The organism is Streptomyces sp. 142MFCol3.1 (genome assembly GCF_000424945.1).
Classification (GTDB): Bacteria; Actinomycetota; Actinomycetes; order Streptomycetales; family Streptomycetaceae; genus Streptomyces; species Streptomyces siamensis.
Map to the genome: position 1 here is coordinate 68,380 of NZ_AUKV01000024.1, position 18,513 is coordinate 86,892.

Consider the following 18,513-nt stretch of genomic DNA (forward strand, 5'->3'; position numbering starts at 1 on the left):
GCGGACGGGTCCGGTGTCCGGACTGTTTCAGCGACTGTTGCTATGGATATTCACATCTTGACTTCTTGAATAGAGCTAGTCAATAGCGGCATGCGCCAGCGCCGCCGAGCCGTGGATGTTTGGCTGGGATGTATGGGTGCAGACAGGGACAGGGCGGGGGATCCGGTGGAGCACGTGGAGGGCGGGAACGGGACGGACCGGAGCGGCGCGCACGGGGCCGCTCCCGGCAGCGGGGCGACGGGCGCCCGGGGCGCGGGCGGGCCCGTCCCGCCGCGGGCCCCTGCGGGGCGCAGCGGGCCGTGCGGGAACGGCTCGCCCGAAGGGGACGCCGACCGGGCGGCCCGGCGCGACGAGGCGGTCCGGGCCGCGGTCGAGCAGGGTCTGACCGGGCCGGGGACGCCCGTCGTCGCCCTCCTCGACGTGCACGGCATCAGGGCGTCGGCGGCCGACCTGCGGGCCGCCTTCGCGGCGGTGACCGCCCCCGGCACGCCGGTGCTGCACGCATTCGCGGTGAAGGCGGCCCCGCTCGTGCCCGTCCTGCGGCTGCTGTACGAGGAGGGCATCGGCGCGGAGGTGGCGAGCCCCGGGGAGCTCGCGCTGGCGCGCGCGGCCGGAGTGCCCCCCGCGCGCACCGTCCTCGACTCCCCCGCCAAGACGAAGGCCGAGTTGCGCGAGGCGCTGGCGCTGGGGATCGCGGTCAACGCGGACAATGCGCAGGAGCTGGACCGACTGGACGCGGCCGTCCGGTCCGCGCCCACCCGCACTCCCCTCGGAATCCGGGTGAACCCGCAGGTCGGCGGGGGTTCCATCGAGGCGCTGTCCACCGCCACGGCGACCTCCAAGTTCGGGGTCGCACTGCGCGACGAGGGCGCGCGCCAGTGGCTCGTCGAGGCGTTCGCCGGCCGTCCGTGGCTGACCCGGCTGCACCTGCACTCCGGCTCGCAGGGCGTCCCGCTGTCGCTGATGGCGCAGGGGGTGGCGGAGGTGTACGCACTGGCCGAGGAGATCAACCGGCACGTCGGACGGCGGCAGGTCGACACGATCGACATCGGCGGCGGGCTGCCGGTCAACTTCGGCTCCGACGCGACGACACCGACGTACGCGCAGTACGCGCGGCTGCTGTCGGAGGCGGTGCCGGGGCTGTTCGACGGGCGGTACGGCCTGGTCACCGAGTTCGGACGGTCGCTGCTCGCCAAGCACGGGACGGTGCTCGCGCGGGTCGAGTACGCGAAGTCCGCCGGAGGGCGGAAGGTCGCGGTCACGCACGCCGGGGTCCAGGTGGCGGCCCGCACGGTGTACGCGCCGGCGTCGTGGCCGCTGCGGATCGCCGCGTACGACGCGAAGGGCCGGCCCAAGACGGGCCCGGACGTCGTCCAGGACGTCGCGGGCCCCGCCTGCTTCGCCGGCGACCTGCTCGCCGAGGGGCGCGCGCTGCCGCTGCTCGAACAGGGCGACCACGCGGCCGCGCTGGACACGGGGGCGTACTACTTCGCCCACCACTACGCGTACAACTCCCTGGCCCGCCCCGGGATCTTCGGGTTCGCCCGGGACACGGGGGGCGCCGTGCGCTTCGCGGTCGTCCGCGAGCCGCAGACCGTCGACGAGATCGTCGCGGAGTCCGGCGGGGCGCAGCGGTCCGCCCTCACAGGGCTCTAGGGATGCCGTCGGGGGCGCTCACGGGGACGCACGCCTCTCCGCACTCCTGGGCGCCCCGGCCACCCGTGCGCGACGACGCCTACCGGCCACAGAATGTGGTCAGTTGACCCACCTTAGTCACCGCGGGCATGTTCCACAGGAAAATGCCGGATCCCTCACCCGCCACGCACACGTTGCGTAACTTCGGCGTCACTCGGCCGAACCCTTGGCGGGAGGGGAGAGACGGTGCCCGGAATCGACGAGTGCCTACTGGAAGCCATGACACTGCCCGGTGCGCGGGGTGCGGCGGTGGTCGACTGGACCAGCGGGCTGGCCCTGGGCACCGTGGGGGACGCGCCGGGCGGTGACCACGAGACGACGGCGGCGGAGGCCGCCGAACTCGCCCGGCTCGCCGCGGAACACAGCGCCTTCGCCCCGTCGGACGGCTCCGACTGGTCGGAGCAGGAGACCCCGGTCGAGGACCTGATCATCAGCAACCGCGACAGCTACCACCTGCTGCGGTTCGTACGGACGACCTTCGACAGCAGCGTGTTCCTGCACCTGTGGCTGGCCCGCTCCGACGGGAATCTCGCGCTGGCCCGGATACGGCTCGGCGAGATGGCCGGACGGCTGGTGCTGGGATGACGACGGTCAGAACACCTCCGCCGCCCCGCCTCCCCGTGCGGGACAGGGCGGCGGGCACCAGCGGCACCGGCGGCGTCTCGCCGATGCTCAGCCGCCTCGCCGACGAACGGGCCACCGGCGTCCTCATCCGCGAACACGGCACCCTGTACCTCGCCGACGGTCAGGTGGTGCACGCCGAGAGCCCCTCCACCCCAGGGCTCGACGTGCTGCTGGCCGCCCGCGGAGCGCTGGACGCAGAGGCGTGGCGGGAGGCCGTCGCGGCGGCCGGCGCCCGCCGCCGGGTCGGCCGGTTCCTCGTCGACCACGGCCGGATCGCCGAGGGCGCGCTGGAGCTGTGTCACCTCGGCGCGCTGTACGACGCGGCGTACTTCGTGCTCGGCCCGAGCAGCTCCCCGACCCGTTTCCGCTACGGGGCCGCGCACTGGCTGGGCCCCGTCCACCCCGTGCCCGTGGCCGCGCTGGAGCGCGAGACGGTGCGCCGCCGCGAACTGCTGCACCGCATCTGGCCCGACCCGGCGACGGACACGGCTCCGCTGCTGCGCTCCGGGCTGCCCGCCGGGCCGTCCGTGCCGCTGCGCCAGGAAGCCGTACTCGGCCGGGTCGACGGCGTGCGGTCCGCCGTCGACATCTCCGTCGCGCTCGGGCGGCCGGCCTTCCACACCCTGGTCGACCTGCGCCGGCTGGCCGCCGCCGGCCTGGTGGGGGCCGTATCCGCGCCGCAGCCGCCTTCCCTGCCCGGCGTGCTCACCCAGCCCTCCGCCGATCCCGACGTCGCGCTGCTGCGGCGGCTCCGAGAAGCGCTGGAGGCCCTGTGAGTCCCAACCCGGGGGAGGCCTTGTGATCCGCGCGCTACGACAGCGTGCCGAGAGGAGACTGCTGATGGCGGCGGAGCCCGAAGTCCTGGACGAACTCCACCGGTTGCGGGCCCGGGTGCCCCAGCTGACCGGGGCGCTCGCGGCCAGCGCGGACGGTCTCGTCCTCGCCCACGACACCCCCGGTGTGGAGCCGGACGGGCTGGCCGCGCTCACCGCCGCGGCGCTGGGGGTCGCCGCACGGATGACGGACGCGACCGAACAGGGCGACTTCCGCGAGCTGCTGGTCCGCGGCGTGCACGGCTATGTCGCCACGTACGCGGCGGGCACCTCCGCCGTGCTGACGCTGCTGGCCCAGGACCGGGTCAACGTCGGCCGGCTCCACCTGGAAGGGCGCCGTTCCGGGACCCGGATCGGGGAGCTCGTGGACGCCGCCACCGCACGCGGCGAACCGCTCGGCCCGGCCAGGGCCTCGGGGAAGGCCCCGTCCGGGGCCCCGACCACACGTACCCGCACGGCGCGCGGCCCGGGGAACGCGCGCACCACCACCGCACCCAACACCCCGACCACATCGGAAAGCTGAAAGGAAGCAATCCACCATGGCGAACACCGAAACCACGCTGAAAGAGGCTATGGCGTCCATCGAGGGCGCGACCGGAGCGGCTCTCGTCGACTACACCAGCGGAATGGCGCTGGGCACGATCGGCGGCAGCAAGGGCTTCGACCTCAATGTCGCGGCGGCCGGCAACACCGATGTCGTCCGCGCGAAGATCCGCACCATGGAACACCTCGGTCTCAAGGGCGAGATCGAGGACATCCTGATCACGCTGTCCGACCAGTACCACCTGATCCGGCTGCTCAAGGGCCGGGGAGGGAACGGCCTCTTCCTGTACCTGGTGCTCGACAGCAAACGGGCCAACCTGGCGATGGCCCGGCACCAACTGCGCAGGATCGAGGCCGACCTGGAGGTCTAGCGCCCCGTCACGTCACCGGCACCCGCCATTTCGCGGTCAGCGGCGCCGCGCCCCTCCGGGCGCGGCGTCGCCGGCCGCGACGCCGGTGGCACGGCAGGCCTTGACCGGCCTGCCCGCCGGGGCGCCCGCGCGGCGGCCGAGCCAGTCGACCCGCACCCAGATCAGCGTCTCCCCGGCGCGCTCGCGGCGCCCGAGCCAGCCGGCCTTGAGCCACAGCCCGGTCCCCACGCCCGCCAGCAGCATGCCACCCGCGGCGGGCACCGCGAAGGAGCTGCCGAGCGCGGCCAGGAAAGCCAGGACGAGCCACCAACGGTGGCCCCGGCGCCAGTTGCGCACCGTCACGGCACGGTCCTGGAGCACGTCCTGCTTGCCGGCACGGGCCGCGGAGCTGACCAGGGCCGCGTACCGCTTGCGGCGCACGCGCGCCGTCACGGCGGCCGCCACGAGGAACAGCGCGGCTCCGGCCATCACCCCGATCCGGCGGCCGGTCAGACCGGGGACCAGCACCCCGATCCCGGCCGCGAACACCCCGCACCACCACAGTGGTGCGGCACCCGCCCGCACGACGACGGCCACCCGGGCCAGTCCCTGCCCTCCGCGCGCCACGCTCCGCCTCCTCAGCTCACCGTTCGCTCTGTCGGGCGGGCACGGTAGCCGAAGAAGGTGAGACGAGTCTGAGAGGCGCAGCCGCGTGCCGCCACGGCTACTCGGTGAACAGGCCCCGGGCCGCGGCCCGCGTGTCGAACTCCTCCAACCGCGCCTGCGCGTCGGGCAGGTCGTCGCACATGGCCTCCAGCAGGACGCGCCCCAGCAGCATCGGGGAGCACGCCGTGTCGAAGGCGAGGCCGGTGCCGACGGCAGCGGGCAGCAGGAGGTCCGACGCCTTCGCCACCGGCGCGAAGGCGGAGTCCGCGACGGTCACGACGGTCAGCCCGGCCTGCTTCGCGTAGGCCAGCGAGTCGACGACCTCGCGCGGGTGGCGGGGCAGCGCGAAGCACAGCAGGGCCGTGGCGCCGGCCCGCACGGCTCCGTCGATGCGGTCGTGGAGCATGGTGCCGCCCTCGTGCAGCAGCCGTACGTCCGGGTGGACCTTGGCGGCGAAGTACGCGAAGCCGTACGCCTGGGACGCGGCGGCCCGCAGTCCGAGGACGGGCAGCGGGCGGGAGGCCGCGAGGAGCCGGCCCGCCCTGGCCACCGGACGGGGGTCGGCGAGCGCCTCCGCGAGGTGCCTCAGGTTCTCGATCTCGGCCTCGACGGCCTGCTGGTACTCGTTGTACGAGGCGGTGTCCGCGGCCGGTTCCGCGGGGGCGACCTCGCGCAGATGCTTGCGCAGCGCCGGATAGCCGTCGAAGCCGAGGGCCACCGCGAAGCGGGTCACGGAGGGCTGGCTGACCCCGGCGAGCTCGGCGAGCTCGACGCTGGACAGGAACGGCACGTCGGCCGCGCGCCGCACCATGCTGTGCGCGATGCGCCGCTGGGTCGGTGTGAGGCGGTGCCCCTCGAAGAGCGCCTGCAGCCGTGCGGCGGGGCTGTCGGACACGACGGCGCCCGCGCCGTCCTCCGGGTCCGGGACGGTTCCCGCGTTCCTGCCCACGCCGTCCCCGTCCGCGGCCGCCGCCACGTCGCCCGCGTTCCTGCCCACGCTCTTGCCCGCGCTCATGACGTGCTCCCCCTCCAGATGTCCGTGAACCGGTCCAGCAGCGCGGCCGCCGCCGTCACGTCGTCCGTGAGCGGCCGGTCGGCCTGCTCCGGATCGAGCACCGACTCGGCCAGCTCCAGCGCCCGGCCCACCGGAAGGTCCGGCTCGGGCCGCAGGTCGCGCTGGCGCAGCGCCCGTACGGCGGCGACCAGCTCGCAGCCGACGACGAGACGGTACGCGCCGCACGCCCGCAGTGTCTGGCGCGCGGCGAGCGAGGCGAAGCTCGCCTGCTCCTCGACGCCCCGGGAGAGTACAGCGTGTCCGAGCGAGGCGGGCGCGGAGAAGGCCCGCAGGTCACCGAGCGCGGCACCGGCGGCGTACTCCAGGATCATCACCCCGGAGGACGCGGGCTCCGGGTCGGCGAGGAAGGGACGCAGACGGGTGTAGGCCGGTTCGTTCAGGGTGGAGAGCCGGGAGGTGGACAGCCGCGCCACCTGGGTCACGGCCAGCCTGAAGTGGTCCAGGGCAAGCGCGAGTTGGGCCTGATAGAAGCCGCCGTGGTGGTAGGCGGCCATGTCCTCGGGCGAGATCAGCGGGTTCTCGGCGGCGGCGTTGATCTCGACCGTGAGGACGCCGTCCAGTGCGTCCGCCGCGTCGTGCGCGGGACCGTGGATCTGCGGCACGCACCGGAAGCCGTACGGGTCCTGGATGCGGCCGAGCGGAGGGGTGGGCCGGTCCGCCGCGCCGATCAACGTCCGCATCCGCCGGGCCACTTCGGCCGATCCCCGGTGCGGGCGGGCGGCGTGCACGGGCTCCGCGTACGCCTCGTGCGACCCGTCGACGGCCAGCAGCGACAGTGCGGCCACCACCTGGGTGGCCTCGATCAGGGCACGCAGTTCGTGCAGCGCGAGGGCGGACTGGCCGAGGGTGAGCGCGTTGCTGCTGATGAGCGCGAGGGCGTCGTTGTTGTCCAGGGGCTGCGCGTCGGGGGCGCCCGGCCCGCGCCAGGGGTGCTCCCCCGCCAGCGCCAGGCCCACCTGGGCGAGTGCCGCGATGTCGCCCGTGCCCACCGAGCCGAATTCGTTGACCGCGGGGTACGCGCCGCTCTCCAGTGCCTCGCACAGGGCCGTGACGACGGTGGGCCGCAGGCCGGCGCCGCCCGCGAGGAGCTGGTTGGCGCGGACGGCGAGCATGGCGCGGACCTGGCGGGCGGGAAGCTCCTCGCCGATGGCTCCGGCGTGACTGCGCAACAGGCGCAGCCCGTGGTCGGCGGCCGCCTCGGTGGGCACGTCCTCGTTCCGGTTCGCGCCGACGCCGGTGGAGCGGCCGTAGACGCGTCCGGTCGCGGCGATCTGCCGGGCGGCGTCCCAGGACTCCTCGACCCGCTTCATCGCATCGGTGGCCGGCACCGGCCGCGCGGTCCCGTCGGCGAGGCGCACGACGTCGTCGACACCGGTGCCGCGCCCGTCCAGGACCACGAGATCGGTCACCGACAGGGGCGCCGCCGTACTCGACGTGTCCACACTCCGAGACGCCATTACGCCCATACTCCCCTCAACCCGGACATTCAATCTTGCCTGACGGCCATTAATGGCCAGCGATTAACGCTGGACCGTTGACAACCTATTCAGATACAGAGAACTCTGCATGACGATATACAGACCGGGCAAGGGACACCTCATGATCCAGTTCGACACGGTCCACAAGCGCTTCCCCAATGGCACGACAGCAGTCCACGACCTCTCCCTGGAGATGCCGGAAGGCGGCGTGACCGTACTCGTCGGGTCTTCCGGTTGCGGCAAGACGACCACCCTCCGGATGATCAACCGGATGGTCGAGCCGACCTCCGGGACCATCCGCGTCGGCGGCAAGGACGTCCTGGAGCAGGACGCCGCGGAACTGCGCCGCTCCATCGGCTACGTCATCCAGCAGTCCGGGCTCTTCCCGCACCGCACAGTGCTCGACAACATCGCCACCGTGCCGCTCCTGCTGGGCTGGGGCCGCAGGAAGGCCCGCTCCCGGGCGGCCGAACTGCTGGAGACCGTCGGCCTGAACGCCGACGCCGGCAAGCGGTACCCGCACCAGCTCTCCGGCGGCCAGCAGCAGCGCGTCGGCGTCGCCCGCGCCCTCGCCGCCGACCCGCCGGTCCTCCTCATGGACGAGCCCTTCGGCGCCGTCGACCCGGTCGTGCGCACCCAGCTCCAGGACGAACTGCTGCGCCTGCAGAAGGAGCTGAGCAAGACCATCGTCTTCGTCACCCACGACATCGACGAGGCGGTACGGCTCGGCGACCAGATCGCGGTCTTCCGCACCGGCGGCCACCTGGTGCAGTGCGCGGCCCCCGCGGAGCTGCTCGCCCGCCCCGCGGACGACTTCGTCGCGGACTTCCTCGGCGCGGAGCGCGGTCTGAAGCTCCTCTCGCTGACGACCCTCGCCGACGTCCCGCAGGCCGCGGCCCCGCAGGACGGCCCCTGGACCCTCGTACTCGACGAGGCGCGCAGGCCGCTGGCCTGGCGCTCCCCGTCCAAGGACGGCGAGGTGCCCCTGCGACCGCTGAAGGTCGGCGACTCCCTGCTGTCCGCGCTCAACGAGTCGGTCGCCTCCCCGGCCGGCCTGGTCGCCCGCGTCGACGGTGACGGCCTGCTCACCGGCGTGACCTCCCGCGAGGACATCCACGAGCACGCGGGCCGGGCGCACAGCGCGGCCGGTGCCGCGACCGCCGCGGACGTGGCCGCATGACCGTCGACTGGTCGTGGATAGGCGACCACACCGACGACCTGACCTCGCTCACCGTCTCCCACCTCGAAGCCGCGCTCACCGCCGTGCTCCTCGGCCTGCTGATCTCGCTGCCGCTGGCCGTGCTCGCCCACCGCGTGCGCCCGCTGCGCGGTCTCCTCCTCGGGCTCTCGAACGTGCTGTTCACGATCCCGTCGATCGCGGTCTTCGTCCTGCTGCTGCCGGTCAGCGGGCTCACCCGCACCACCACCGTCATCGGCCTGACGATCTACACCTTGGTCGTCCTCCTGCGGAACACCGTCGAGGGCCTCGACTCTGTCCCGGCGAGGACGAAGGAGGCCGCGAAGGCCATGGGCACCCGCCCGCTGCGGACCCTGCTCACCGTCGAACTCCCGCTGGCCCTGCCGGTGATCATGGCCGGCGTGCGGATCGCCACGGTCATGTCGATCTCGCTGGTCTCCGTCGCGACGTACATCGGCGACGGCGGGCTCGGCCAGCTGTTCACCGACGGCTTCCAGCGCAACTTCCCGACGCCGGTGATCGTCGGCGTCGTCCTGACCCTGCTGCTGGCCCTGGTCGCGGACGCGCTGCTGGTCGCGGTCCAGCACGCACTCACCCCTTGGACGAGGCGGCGCGCCTGATGTACGAACTCTTCGAGAACCTCGGCAGCTGGCTGGTCAGCGGCGACCAGTGGTCCGGCACGGACGGGATCGCCCACCGCCTGGCCGAACACCTCCAGTACTCCCTGCTCGCCACGCTCGTCGCCGCCGCCATCGCGCTCCCCGTCGGCCTGCTGATCGGGCACACCGGCCGCGGCGCCTTCCTCGCGATCAACCTCGCCTCCTTCGGCCGCGCGCTGCCCACGGTCGGCCTGGTCGTCCTCGTCTTCCTGGCGAGCGGTCTGTCGATGTGGCCGGTGTACATCGCGCTCGTCGCGCTCGCCGTCCCGTCGATCGTGACGAACACCTACGCCGGCATGAACGCCGTCGACGTGGACGTGAAGGACGCGGCACGCGGCCAGGGCATGCGCGGCCACCAGGTGCTCCTCCAGGTCGAGCTGCCCCTCGCACTCCCCCTGATCATGACGGGCCTGCGGCTCGCGCTGATCCAGGTCGTGGCGACGGCCACCATCGCCGCGTACGTCTCCTTCGGCGGCCTCGGCCGCTACGTCTTCGACGGCCTCGCCCAGCGCGATCTGGTGCAGGTCCTCGGCGGGGCGGTGCTCGTCGCCGTGGTCGCCGTCGTCCTCGACCTCGCTCTCTCCGCGCTCCAGCGCGTCCTGTTCCGCCACCGTCCCGCCTAGGAGCACCCCAGTCATGAACCGTCGCACCCTCCTCGGCGCGCTCGCCGGCGCGGCCGTCTCCGTCCCCGTCCTGACCGCCTGCGGCAGCGGCATCACCTCGCTCGACGGCGGGGGCTCCGCTGGCAACGGCGGCAGCGGCTCCAGCAAGGGCGGTGTCACCATCGGCACCGCCAACTTCACCGAGAACCAGGTCCTCGGATACCTGTACGCCGCCGTCCTGGAGGCCGCCGGTGTGAAGACGACCGTCCGCCCCAACCTCGGCACCCGCGAGATCCTCATCCCCGCGCTCAAGGGCGGCGACATCGATCTGCTCCCCGAGTACCAGGGCGCCCTGCTCCACTACCTGGCCCCGAAGTCCAGGGCCACCGAGGAGGGCGAGATGCAGAACGCCCTCGCGATGGCGCTCCCGGCCGGCCTCCAGGTCCTCCCGTACGGCATGGCGGAGGACTCGGACGCCTTCGTGGTCACCCGGGAGACCGCACGGAAGTACGGCCTGTCCACGCTCGCCGATCTCGCGAAGCAGAACGGCAAGCTCGTCGTCGGCGCCGCCCCCGAGGTCAAGAAGCGCGAGGTCGGCGTGGTCGGCCTGAAGGACGTGTACGGGGTGGATTTCAAGGAGTTCAAGTCCCTCGACTCCTCCGGCCCGCTGGTCAAGGGCGCCCTGAAGAAGGGCGACGTCGACGTGGCGAACCTCTTCACCACCGACACCGACATCCGGGCCAACGACTGGGTGGTGCTGTCCGACCCCAAGAACCTCATCCCCGGCCAGCACATCGTGCCGCTCGTCGCCGACCGCAAGGCCGACTCCACGGTCCGCAAGGCGCTCGCCGAGCTCGGCAACGTGCTCACCACCGCCCAGCTCACCGAGCTCAACCGCCAGGTGGACAAGGACAAGAAGGACCCCGAGGACGTGGCGAACACGTACGCCCGGCAGCACGGGCTGGCCAAGTGATGGCGGGCGGCATCGTGGAGCTGCGCTCCATCGACGTGGTCCCCGACGAGGAACGCCACGGCACGGCGTTCTCCCAGTTCACCCTCTGGCTCGGCGCCAACCTCCAGATCACCGCCGTCGTCACCGGCGCACTCGCCGTCGTCTTCGGCGGCGACGTGGTCTGGTCGATCGTCGGCCTGCTGCTCGGCAATCTGCTGGGCGGCGCGGTGATGGCGCTGCACTCGGCGCAGGGCCCGAAGCTGGGCCTGCCGCAGATGATCCAGTCCCGGGCGCAGTTCGGGGTGCGCGGCGCGGTGATCCCCCTCCTCCTCGTCGTCCTGATGTACGTCGGCTTCTTCGCCAGCGGCAGCGTCCTGGCCGGTCAGGCCGTCGGCGAACTCACGCACACCGACGACACCACCGGCATCGTCGTCTTCGCCGTGGTCACGGCCGTGACGGCTGCGGTGGGCTACAAGGTCATCCACGCGCTCGGCCGGGTCGCGAGCGTGATCTGCGCCCTCGCGTTCGTGTACCTCGGGATCAGGCTGCTGGACCGGGTGGACTTCGGGGCCCTGTTCGGAGACGCCCGCTTCGACCTCCCCATGTTCCTGCTGGCGATGTCCCTGTCGGCGTCCTGGCAGCTGGCCTTCGGCCCCTACGTCGCCGACTACTCGCGTTATCTGCCCCGTACGACGTCGGCGCGCGCCACCTTCTGGTGGACCCTCGCCGGCTCGGCCCTCGGCTCCCAGTGGTCCATGACCTTCGGAGTCCTGGTCGCGGCCACGGCGGGCGAAAAGTTCCTGGCGAGCCAGGTCGGTTACGTCGTCGCGCTCGGCGGCACCGGACTCGTCGCGTCCTTCTTCTACTTCGTGATCGCGCTCGGCAAGCTGACCATCAACGTGCTCAACACCTACGGCGGTTTCATGTCGATGGTGACGAGCGTCAGCGGCTTCCGCGGCCAGCGGGTGCTGTCGCGGGCCGGCCGGGCGGCGTACATCGGCCTGATCATGGTGGCCGGCACGGCGGTCGCGCTGCTCGGCAAGGACAGCTTCCTGTCCTCGTTCAAGGACTTCCTGCTGTTCCTGCTGACCTTCTTCACCCCCTGGTCGGCGATCAACCTGGTCGACTACTACCTGATCTCCAAGGAGCGGTACGACATCCCCGCCCTGTCGGACCCGAACGGCCGCTACGGAGCGTGGCGCTGGGACGCGCTCGGGGTGTACGCGGCAGGACTGCTCGCCCAGCTGCCGTTCCTCTCGACGAGCTTCTTCACGGGCCCGTTCGTGGCACCGCTGGGCGGTGCGGACATCTCCTGGATCGTGGGGCTCGCGGTACCGGCGCTCCTGTACCGGCTGGTCGCGCGGCGCAACACGGCGCATCTCCCGGAGCGGACGGCTCACGAACCGGCCCCCGGTCCCCGGCCGGCGCACCAGGAGCGATGAGCCCGCCTCCGAATCACCGGATGCGGTGAAAGGGGCAGCCGACGAGGCGGATACGTGCCTACGGTGAGTGAGCGTCACCAGCACCTCTCCTGAGGGAGCGTCATGCCCTCGAACCGCAGGGTCCTTCTCGCGGCGGCCTGCGCCGCGCTCACCGCGGCACCGGCGGCGGCACCGGCCGCCGCCGCACCGCATCCCCGTCCGGCGTCCGCCCGCGCGGCCCTCGCCGAACTCCTCGCGGGCAACCGGCGGTACGCCGCCGGCACGCCCCGCCATCCTCACCAGGGCCGCGACCGGCGGCGGCTGCTGGCTGCGGGGCAGCAGCCCTTCGCGGTGGTCGTCGGCTGCATCGACTCGCGCGTCCCGCCCGAACTCGTCTTCGACCAGGGGCTCGGGGACCTGCTCTGCATACGCACGGCGGCACAGGTGCTGGACGAGGCGGGGCTCGCGTCCGTCCAGTACGGCGTGGCCGAACTCGGCATCCCGCTGGTGCTGGTCCTCGGACACGAGCGGTGCGGGGCGATCGCGGCGGCTCTCGCGCACCTGCGCGACGGGACGCCCGTGCCGGGACACCTGCGGGTGCTCGTGGACGAGATCCTGCCCGCGGCACGGCGGACCCGGCCGGTCCCCGGGGACTGGGCCGACCACACCGTACGGGCGCACACCTCGTGGGTCCGGGACGCGATCAGGGCCGACCCGGCCTTCGACGCGGCCGAGGTGACCGCCGCCCGCTTCGACCTCGACAGCGGACGGGTGCACCTGCTGGCCTGACCGGAACACGGCGCCGGCCGCCCCGAGGCCGCGGCCGCCCCGGCCCACCGCCGCGCGTACGGGGGTGCGGCACAGCCCGAACAGGGGGGCTAACCCCAGTGTCACGGCGGCCCCGGCTGCCTACCGTGAGCGGTATGACCGGTAGGGAAGGCGGCGACGCCGAATTGAAGAAGGAACTCGACGCCACCCTGCACGCGCGCAGGGAGCTGGGTGACGAGTACGAGTCCGCGCTGGTCGACTCGTTCCTGGAGAAGGTCGAGCAGCGCCTCGACGGCGCGGTCGACCGCCGGGTGCGCCGTCAGCTCGCCGAACAGCAGATGGTGGTGGCCCGCGGTGCGCGCTCACCGCAGTCGACCGACTCCTGGGGCGAGCGCTTCGGGTTCGGGATCGTCTCGCTCGTCCTCGCGATCCCGCTGTCCGCGATCGGCGGCGGCGTCGCGCACCTGCCCGGCCTGCTCGTCGCCTGGGGCGGCATCGTCGGGGTCAACGTGGTCCAGGCCGCGCGCCTGTCCCCCCACTTCTTCGGCCGCCGCAAGGACCGGCCGGACTCCGACTGGGAGGAGTGAGCGCACCGGCACGAGGGCCTGCCGGCCGGCGTCGCGGACGACACACGAGGGCCCGGCACCTGTGAGAGGTGCCGGGCCCTCGTGACGTGTTGCGCGGGGACCGCCGCACCCCCGTCACCGGGGGGCGGGACGACGGCGGTCCCCGCGAGGGACGCGGGCCGGGTCAGGGCCGGGCTTGCGCGTCCGTGGCGTCCATGGAGGTCCGGGAGCCGCTCCGGAGGTCCTTGGCGCCGTTTCGGTGCCGGCCCGGGCGGGGAGCCGCTCCCGCCCTGCCGACATCCACCAATGTGCCGGACGCGTGTTAAGCGGGTGCTGCGCGGACGTGACACGCTCGTACCACTTCCGCGAAGTCCCGACCGGCGCCGCCGGAGGATCCGTCACCCGACGGACACCTCGTACGCCCGCCGGGTGCCGCCCGCCCGCACCGGACGGGCGGCGGCCCTGCGCGTCACTGCTTGGCGCCGCCCTTGGCGAGGAAGGACAGCAGGTCCTGGCGGCTGACCACGCCGGTCGGCTTGCCCTCGACGAGCACGATCGCCGCGTCGGCGGAGCCGAGCACCGACATCAGGTCACCGACCGGCTCCCCGGAGCCGACCTGCGGCAGCGGCGCCGACATGTGCTTCTCCAGCGGGTCCTGGAGGGAGGCGCGCTGGGTGAACAGGGCGTCGAGCAGCTCACGCTCGACGACCGAGCCGACGACCTCGGCGGCCATCACGTCCGGGTGGCCGGCGCCCGGCTTGACGATCGGCATCTGCGAGACGCCGTACTCGCGCAGCACCTCGATGGCCTCGCCGACGGTCTCGTCCGGGTGCATGTGGACGAGGGAGGGGATGGAGCCGCCGGCCTTGTCGTTCAGCACGTCACCGACGCGCGCGCTCGGACCGGAGTCGTCCAGGAAGCCGTAGTCGGCCATCCACTCGTCGTTGAAGATCTTGCTGAGGTAGCCGCGGCCGCTGTCGGGCAGCAGCACGACGACGACATCGTCGGGCCCGAGGCGTTCGGCGACCCGCAGCGCGGCGACCACGGCCATCCCGCAGGAGCCGCCGACCAGCAGGCCCTCCTCCTTGGCGAGCCGGCGCGTCATCTGGAAGGAGTCCTTGTCGGACACGGCGACGATCTCGTCGGCGACGGTCCGGTCGTAGGCCGTCGGCCAGAAGTCCTCGCCGACGCCCTCGACGAGGTACGGGCGCCCGGAGCCGCCGGAGTACACGGAACCCTCCGGGTCGGCGCCGATGACCTGGACCTTGCCGTCACTGGCGTCCTTCAGGTAGCGGCCGGTGCCGGAGATGGTCCCTCCGGTGCCGACGCCCGCCACGAAGTGGGTGATCCTGCCCTCCGTCTGCTCCCACAGCTCGGGGCCGGTGGAGTGATAGTGCGAGAGCGGGTTGTTCGGGTTGGAGTACTGGTCCGGCTTCCAGGCGCCGGGCGTCTCGCGCACGAGCCGGTCGGAGACGTTGTAGTACGAGTCGGGGTGCTCCGGGTCCACGGCGGTCGGGCAGACGACCACCTCGGCCCCGTAGGCGCGCAGTACGTTGATCTTGTCGGTGCTCACCTTGTCGGGGCACACGAAGATGCACTTGTACCCCTTCTGCTGAGCGACGATGGCCAGACCGACGCCGGTGTTGCCGCTGGTCGGCTCGACGATGGTGCCGCCCGGCTTGAGCGCGCCGCTCTCCTCCGCGGCCTCGATCATCCGCAGGGCGATGCGGTCCTTCACGGACCCGCCGGGGTTGAAGTACTCGACCTTCGCGAGGACGGTCGCCTGGATGCCCGCGGTCACGCTGTTGAGCCTCACCAACGGGGTGTTGCCGACGAGGCTGATCATCGAGTCGTGGAATTGCACCGTTGTCTCCGGAGCTGCGTTCTAAATGGGATGGTCCCGTCAGCCTAAGGCCCTGGGGGACTGTTCACGCACCGTTGAGATTGGCTGACCCTCTGCACGGGGCAAGCAGTGTTTGTACGGCTACGAGGAGGTGGCGGCCAAGGATGTCGAGCTTGTCGAGGGCGAGGGTGGCGCGGCGCATCGCGGCGGGCGCGGCGTACGGCGGTGGTGGGATCGGCCTGGTGGGCGCGGCCGCCGTCGGCCTGGTGCTGGCCGAGGTGCAGCTGGCGAAGCGCCAGGTGGGCAACGGGAGCGCGCCGTACGCGCCGCGCGCCGACGGCCTGTACGGATACGACTACGCCGGCGCCGCCCCCGGCGAGGCCCCGCTCCGCCTGACGATGCTCGGCGACTCCACGGCCGCGGGGCAGGGCGTGCACCGCGCCCGGCAGACACCGGGCGCGCTGCTGGCCTCCGGGCTCGCCGCGGTGGCCGAGCGGCCGGTGGAACTGTGCAACGTGGCGCTGCCCGGTGCCCAGTCGGACGACCTGGACCGTCAGGTGGTGCTCGCCCTCGCGGATCCCGCCCGCGTGCCCGACGTCTGCGTGATCATGATCGGTGCGAACGACGTGACGCACCGGATGCCGCCGACCCGGTCCGTGCGCCATCTGTCCTCGGCGGTGCGGCGGCTGCGCACGGCGGGTGCGGAGGTCATCGTCGGCACCTGCCCCGACCTGGGCACCGTCGAGCAGGTCCAGCAGCCGCTGCGGTGGCTGGCGCGGCGGGCGTCGCGCCAGCTCGCCGCCGCGCAGACCATCGGCACGGTCGAGCAGGGCGGCCGGACGGTGTCGCTGGGCGACCTGCTGGGCCCCGAGTTCGAGGCGAACCCGCGGGAGCTGTTCGGCCCCGACAACTACCACCCGTCCGCGGAGGGGTACGCGACGGCCGCGATGGCGGTGCTGCCCACGGTGTGCGCCGCGCTCGGCCTGTGGCCGGCCGACGAGGAGCGGCCGGACGCCTCTCGGCGCGAGGGGTTCCTGCCGGTGGCCCGGGCGGCGGCGGAGGCCGTGTCCGAGCCCGGCACGGAGGTCACTGCCGCCATGCCCACGGGGCCGCGGGGGCCCTGGGCGCTCCTCAAGCGCCGTCGCCGCCGGAGGCTGCCTGCCACGGACCCGGCACCGGCGCCGTCCCCGTAGCCCGGCGGGCCCACCCGCCCCTGCGGTGCCGCAGCCCAGTCGGCTCCTGTTGCCGGAGCCCAGGGCAGGCTCCTGTGCCTCAGCCCTGGCGGTGGGCTCGGCCGCGCCTGGGCATCGGCCTGGACGGCCTCGTCCTCAAACGCCGGACGGGCCGAGAGCTCCTGCCCTCGGCCGGAACGGTCCACCTCGAATCGGCCTGGACGGCCTCGTCCTCAAACGCCGGACGGGCTGAGGTCTCCCGCCCTCCGCCGGAATTCCCCGGCTCTGCTTTCAGCGCCTCCGGCGTTTGAGGAGCGAGGTCCGGGGCGGAGCCCCAGGTGTGGGACGGGCAGGGGCGGAGGGGGCGAGAAACAGGTCCGGGGTCCAGGCTGGAGAAGGGACCCCACCTCAGGCCCGCCGCCCCCTCAAGGCGCCCCCGCCAGAAAAAAGCAAGCGCTTAGAAAAGTGCGGCCCGAGTCACACACCCACACCCGTGACCTTGCCCATACGTACGGGTAACTTCCCAACCAGCCCTGCACGAAGGTCCATCCCCGTATGCCACTGGAGCCGTGATGCCCGAAGCCGTGATCGTCTCAGCCGCCCGCTCCCCCATCGGCCGCGCCTTCAAGGGCTCCCTGAAGGACGTACGCCCCGACGACCTGACCGCCACGATCATCGAGGCCGCCCTCGCCAAGGTCCCCGAGCTGGACCCGAAGGACATCGACGACCTCATGCTCGGCTGCGGCCTCCCCGGCGGCGAGCAGGGCCACAACCTCGGCCGCATCGTCGCCGTGCAGATGGGGATGGACCACCTCCCCGGCTGCACCATCACCCGCTACTGCTCCTCCTCGCTGCAGACCTCCCGCATGGCACTGCATGCCATCAAGGCGGGCGAGGGCGACGTCTTCATCTCCGCGGGCGTCGAGATGGTGTCGCGCAGTGTCAAGGGCACCAGCGACGGCCTGCCGGACACCCACAACCCCCTCTTCGCCGAGGCGGAGGCGCGCACCGCCGCCGTCGCGCAGACGGAGGGCTCGACCTGGCACGACCCGCGCGAGGACGGCCTGATCCCGGACGCGTACATCGCGATGGGCCAGACCGCCGAGAACCTGGCGCGCCTCAAGGGCGTCACCCGCCAGGACATGGACGAGTTCGGCGTCCGCTCGCAGAACCTCGCCGAGGAAGCCGTCAAGAACGGCTTCTGGGAGCGCGAGATCACCCCGATCACGACGCCCGACGGCACGGTCGTCTCCAAGGACGACGGCCCGCGCGCGGGCGTGACCCTGGAGGGCGTGCAGGGCCTCAAGCCCGTCTTCCGCCCCGACGGTCTCGTCACGGCGGCCAACTGCTGCCCGCTGAACGACGGCGCCGCCGCCCTCGTGATCATGTCCGACACGAAGGCCCGCGAGCTCGGTCTCACCCCGCTCGCCCGCATCGTGTCGACCGGTGTCACCGGTCTGTCCCCCGAGATCATGGGCCTGGGTCCGGTGGAGGCCAGCAAGCAGGCCCTGAGGCGCGCGGGGCTGACCGTCGACGACATCGACCTGTTCGAGATCAACGAGGCGTTCGCCGCCCAGGTGATCCCGAGCTACCGCGACCTGAACATCCCGCTGGACAAGCTGAACGTGAACGGCGGCGCGATCGCCGTCGGCCACCCCTTCGGCATGACCGGCGCCCGCATCACCGGCACGCTCATCAACAGCCTCCAGTTCCACGACAAGCAGTTCGGCCTGGAGACGATGTGCGTGGGCGGCGGCCAGGGCATGGCGATGGTCGTCGAGCGCCTCAGCTGACACGGGTCGCGCACGCGGATCCGAACGGGCGGCAGATCCCGTACGGGTGACCGTTGTTGAACCGAACGTGACCGGATCGGCCCAGATCCCCGTAACCACCGGGGCTCTGGGCCGATTTGTGATCCAATCCCGCCCAAGATGTGACCTATCTCCCTCCGGAGAGGGGTTTTCGCAGGTCAGAGCACTTGTACGACTAAACCTCAGGCACAAGGTCCTGTCCCTTTCGTGACGTTACGCACTGACAGCCGGATGGTCCGCCCTTCAAGCTGATGTAG

General features: G+C 72.5%; 18 protein-coding genes. 14 read left to right on the plus strand and 4 right to left on the minus strand.

Features of this window, described 5'->3' with window-relative positions:
• Positions 1-132: 132 nt before the first annotated feature.
• The 5 genes from H305_RS47515 to H305_RS0130975 all read left to right on the plus strand — a co-directional run bounded on the left by H305_RS47515 (position 133) and on the right by H305_RS0130975 (position 4,066).
• On the plus strand, positions 133-1,656 hold the full coding sequence (locus H305_RS47515; protein ID WP_078629331.1) for a diaminopimelate decarboxylase: 1,524 nt from the start codon (positions 133-135) through the stop codon (positions 1,654-1,656).
• 225 nt (positions 1,657-1,881) lie between these two features.
• Complete coding sequence (locus H305_RS0130960) at positions 1,882-2,280, plus strand: hypothetical protein (protein ID WP_028803869.1); 399 nt, start codon at positions 1,882-1,884, stop codon at positions 2,278-2,280.
• Positions 2,277-3,095 (plus strand): hypothetical protein, encoded by an 819-nt coding sequence (locus H305_RS0130965; RefSeq protein ID WP_028803870.1) that lies wholly within the window; start codon positions 2,277-2,279, stop codon positions 3,093-3,095. Before H305_RS0130960 ends, H305_RS0130965 begins: the two co-directional genes overlap by 4 nt.
• Positions 3,096-3,159: 64 nt before the next feature.
• A complete protein-coding gene (locus tag H305_RS0130970) occupies positions 3,160-3,675 on the plus strand; it encodes a roadblock/LC7 domain-containing protein (protein WP_028803871.1) in 516 nt (171 codons plus the stop codon).
• Positions 3,676-3,691: 16 nt separating this feature from the next.
• Positions 3,692-4,066, plus strand: a complete 375-nt coding sequence (locus H305_RS0130975) for a hypothetical protein (RefSeq protein ID WP_028803872.1) — start codon at positions 3,692-3,694, stop codon at positions 4,064-4,066.
• 36 nt (positions 4,067-4,102) lie between these two features.
• On the opposite strand, the gene H305_RS0130980 is transcribed toward H305_RS0130975, so the two are convergent.
• The 3 genes from H305_RS0130980 to H305_RS0130995 form a co-directional block, all read right to left on the minus strand.
• Complete coding sequence (locus tag H305_RS0130980; RefSeq protein ID WP_028803873.1) at positions 4,103-4,672, minus strand: hypothetical protein; 570 nt, start codon at positions 4,670-4,672, stop codon at positions 4,103-4,105.
• 97 nt (positions 4,673-4,769) lie between these two features.
• Positions 4,770-5,726: a MurR/RpiR family transcriptional regulator gene (locus tag H305_RS0130985; RefSeq protein ID WP_234021163.1), complete on the minus strand. Its 957-nt coding sequence runs from the start codon at positions 5,724-5,726 to the stop codon at positions 4,770-4,772.
• Positions 5,723-7,243 carry an aromatic amino acid ammonia-lyase gene (locus tag H305_RS0130995; RefSeq protein WP_028803875.1) on the minus strand — a complete coding sequence of 507 codons (1,521 nt, stop codon included), beginning with the start codon at positions 7,241-7,243 and terminating at the stop codon, positions 5,723-5,725. The genes H305_RS0130985 and H305_RS0130995 overlap by 4 nt, the downstream gene beginning before the upstream one ends.
• Positions 7,244-7,385: 142 nt before the next feature.
• On the opposite strand from H305_RS0130995, the gene H305_RS0131000 reads away from it, so the two are divergent.
• From H305_RS0131000 to H305_RS0131030, 7 genes are all read left to right on the plus strand, one after another.
• Positions 7,386-8,444: an ABC transporter ATP-binding protein gene (locus tag H305_RS0131000; RefSeq protein ID WP_028803876.1), complete on the plus strand. Its 1,059-nt coding sequence runs from the start codon at positions 7,386-7,388 to the stop codon at positions 8,442-8,444.
• Complete coding sequence (locus tag H305_RS0131005; RefSeq protein WP_028803877.1) at positions 8,441-9,082, plus strand: ABC transporter permease; 642 nt, start codon at positions 8,441-8,443, stop codon at positions 9,080-9,082. The genes H305_RS0131000 and H305_RS0131005 overlap by 4 nt, the downstream gene beginning before the upstream one ends.
• Positions 9,082-9,744 carry an ABC transporter permease gene (locus H305_RS0131010; protein ID WP_028803878.1) on the plus strand — a complete coding sequence of 221 codons (663 nt, stop codon included), beginning with the start codon at positions 9,082-9,084 and terminating at the stop codon, positions 9,742-9,744. Before H305_RS0131005 ends, H305_RS0131010 begins: the two co-directional genes overlap by 1 nt.
• 13 nt (positions 9,745-9,757) lie before the next feature.
• Positions 9,758-10,696, plus strand: a complete 939-nt coding sequence (locus tag H305_RS0131015; RefSeq protein ID WP_028803879.1) for an ABC transporter substrate-binding protein — start codon at positions 9,758-9,760, stop codon at positions 10,694-10,696.
• Positions 10,696-12,117 carry a purine-cytosine permease family protein gene (locus H305_RS47520; RefSeq protein ID WP_037765906.1) on the plus strand — a complete coding sequence of 474 codons (1,422 nt, stop codon included), beginning with the start codon at positions 10,696-10,698 and terminating at the stop codon, positions 12,115-12,117. The genes H305_RS0131015 and H305_RS47520 overlap by 1 nt, the downstream gene beginning before the upstream one ends.
• Before the next feature lie 102 nt (positions 12,118-12,219).
• Complete coding sequence (locus H305_RS0131025; RefSeq protein ID WP_028803880.1) at positions 12,220-12,885, plus strand: carbonic anhydrase; 666 nt, start codon at positions 12,220-12,222, stop codon at positions 12,883-12,885.
• A gap of 134 nt (positions 12,886-13,019) precedes the next feature.
• The gene (locus H305_RS0131030; protein WP_028803881.1) at positions 13,020-13,451 is read left to right on the plus strand and encodes a hypothetical protein; all 432 of its coding nucleotides are present in this window, start codon (positions 13,020-13,022) and stop codon (positions 13,449-13,451) included.
• 448 nt (positions 13,452-13,899) lie between these two features.
• Here the strand turns inward: H305_RS0131030 and H305_RS0131035 are convergent, their stop codons facing one another.
• Positions 13,900-15,294: a cystathionine beta-synthase gene (locus H305_RS0131035; RefSeq protein WP_028803882.1), complete on the minus strand. Its 1,395-nt coding sequence runs from the start codon at positions 15,292-15,294 to the stop codon at positions 13,900-13,902.
• A gap of 143 nt (positions 15,295-15,437) precedes the next feature.
• Here H305_RS0131035 and H305_RS0131040 point away from each other — a divergent pair, with 143 nt between their 5' ends.
• A complete protein-coding gene (locus H305_RS0131040) occupies positions 15,438-16,466 on the plus strand; it encodes an SGNH/GDSL hydrolase family protein (RefSeq protein WP_028803883.1) in 1,029 nt (342 codons plus the stop codon).
• Positions 16,467-17,017: 551 nt separating this feature from the next.
• Positions 17,018-18,238, plus strand: coding sequence for an acetyl-CoA C-acetyltransferase (locus H305_RS0131045; RefSeq protein ID WP_028803884.1), 1,221 nt, complete (start codon positions 17,018-17,020; stop codon positions 18,236-18,238).
• Positions 18,239-18,513 lie beyond the last annotated feature (275 nt).

Coding starts and splice junctions, on each gene's coding strand:
- H305_RS47515 (WP_078629331.1), top strand. CDS start 133: ATGGGTGCAGACAGGGACAGGGCGGGGGATCCGGTGGAGCACGTGGAG.
- H305_RS0130965 (WP_028803870.1), top strand. CDS start 2,277: ATGACGACGGTCAGAACACCTCCGCCGCCCCGCCTCCCCGTGCGGGAC.
- H305_RS0130970 (WP_028803871.1), top strand. CDS start 3,160: ATGGCGGCGGAGCCCGAAGTCCTGGACGAACTCCACCGGTTGCGGGCC.
- H305_RS0130975 (WP_028803872.1), top strand. CDS start 3,692: ATGGCGAACACCGAAACCACGCTGAAAGAGGCTATGGCGTCCATCGAG.
- H305_RS0130985 (WP_234021163.1), bottom strand. CDS start 5,726: ATGAGCGCGGGCAAGAGCGTGGGCAGGAACGCGGGCGACGTGGCGGCG.
- H305_RS0130995 (WP_028803875.1), bottom strand. CDS start 7,243: ATGGCGTCTCGGAGTGTGGACACGTCGAGTACGGCGGCGCCCCTGTCG.
- H305_RS0131000 (WP_028803876.1), top strand. CDS start 7,386: ATGATCCAGTTCGACACGGTCCACAAGCGCTTCCCCAATGGCACGACA.
- H305_RS0131005 (WP_028803877.1), top strand. CDS start 8,441: ATGACCGTCGACTGGTCGTGGATAGGCGACCACACCGACGACCTGACC.
- H305_RS0131010 (WP_028803878.1), top strand. CDS start 9,082: ATGTACGAACTCTTCGAGAACCTCGGCAGCTGGCTGGTCAGCGGCGAC.
- H305_RS0131015 (WP_028803879.1), top strand. CDS start 9,758: ATGAACCGTCGCACCCTCCTCGGCGCGCTCGCCGGCGCGGCCGTCTCC.
- H305_RS47520 (WP_037765906.1), top strand. CDS start 10,696: ATGGCGGGCGGCATCGTGGAGCTGCGCTCCATCGACGTGGTCCCCGAC.
- H305_RS0131025 (WP_028803880.1), top strand. CDS start 12,220: ATGCCCTCGAACCGCAGGGTCCTTCTCGCGGCGGCCTGCGCCGCGCTC.
- H305_RS0131030 (WP_028803881.1), top strand. CDS start 13,020: ATGACCGGTAGGGAAGGCGGCGACGCCGAATTGAAGAAGGAACTCGAC.
- H305_RS0131040 (WP_028803883.1), top strand. CDS start 15,438: ATGTCGAGCTTGTCGAGGGCGAGGGTGGCGCGGCGCATCGCGGCGGGC.
- H305_RS0131045 (WP_028803884.1), top strand. CDS start 17,018: ATGCCCGAAGCCGTGATCGTCTCAGCCGCCCGCTCCCCCATCGGCCGC.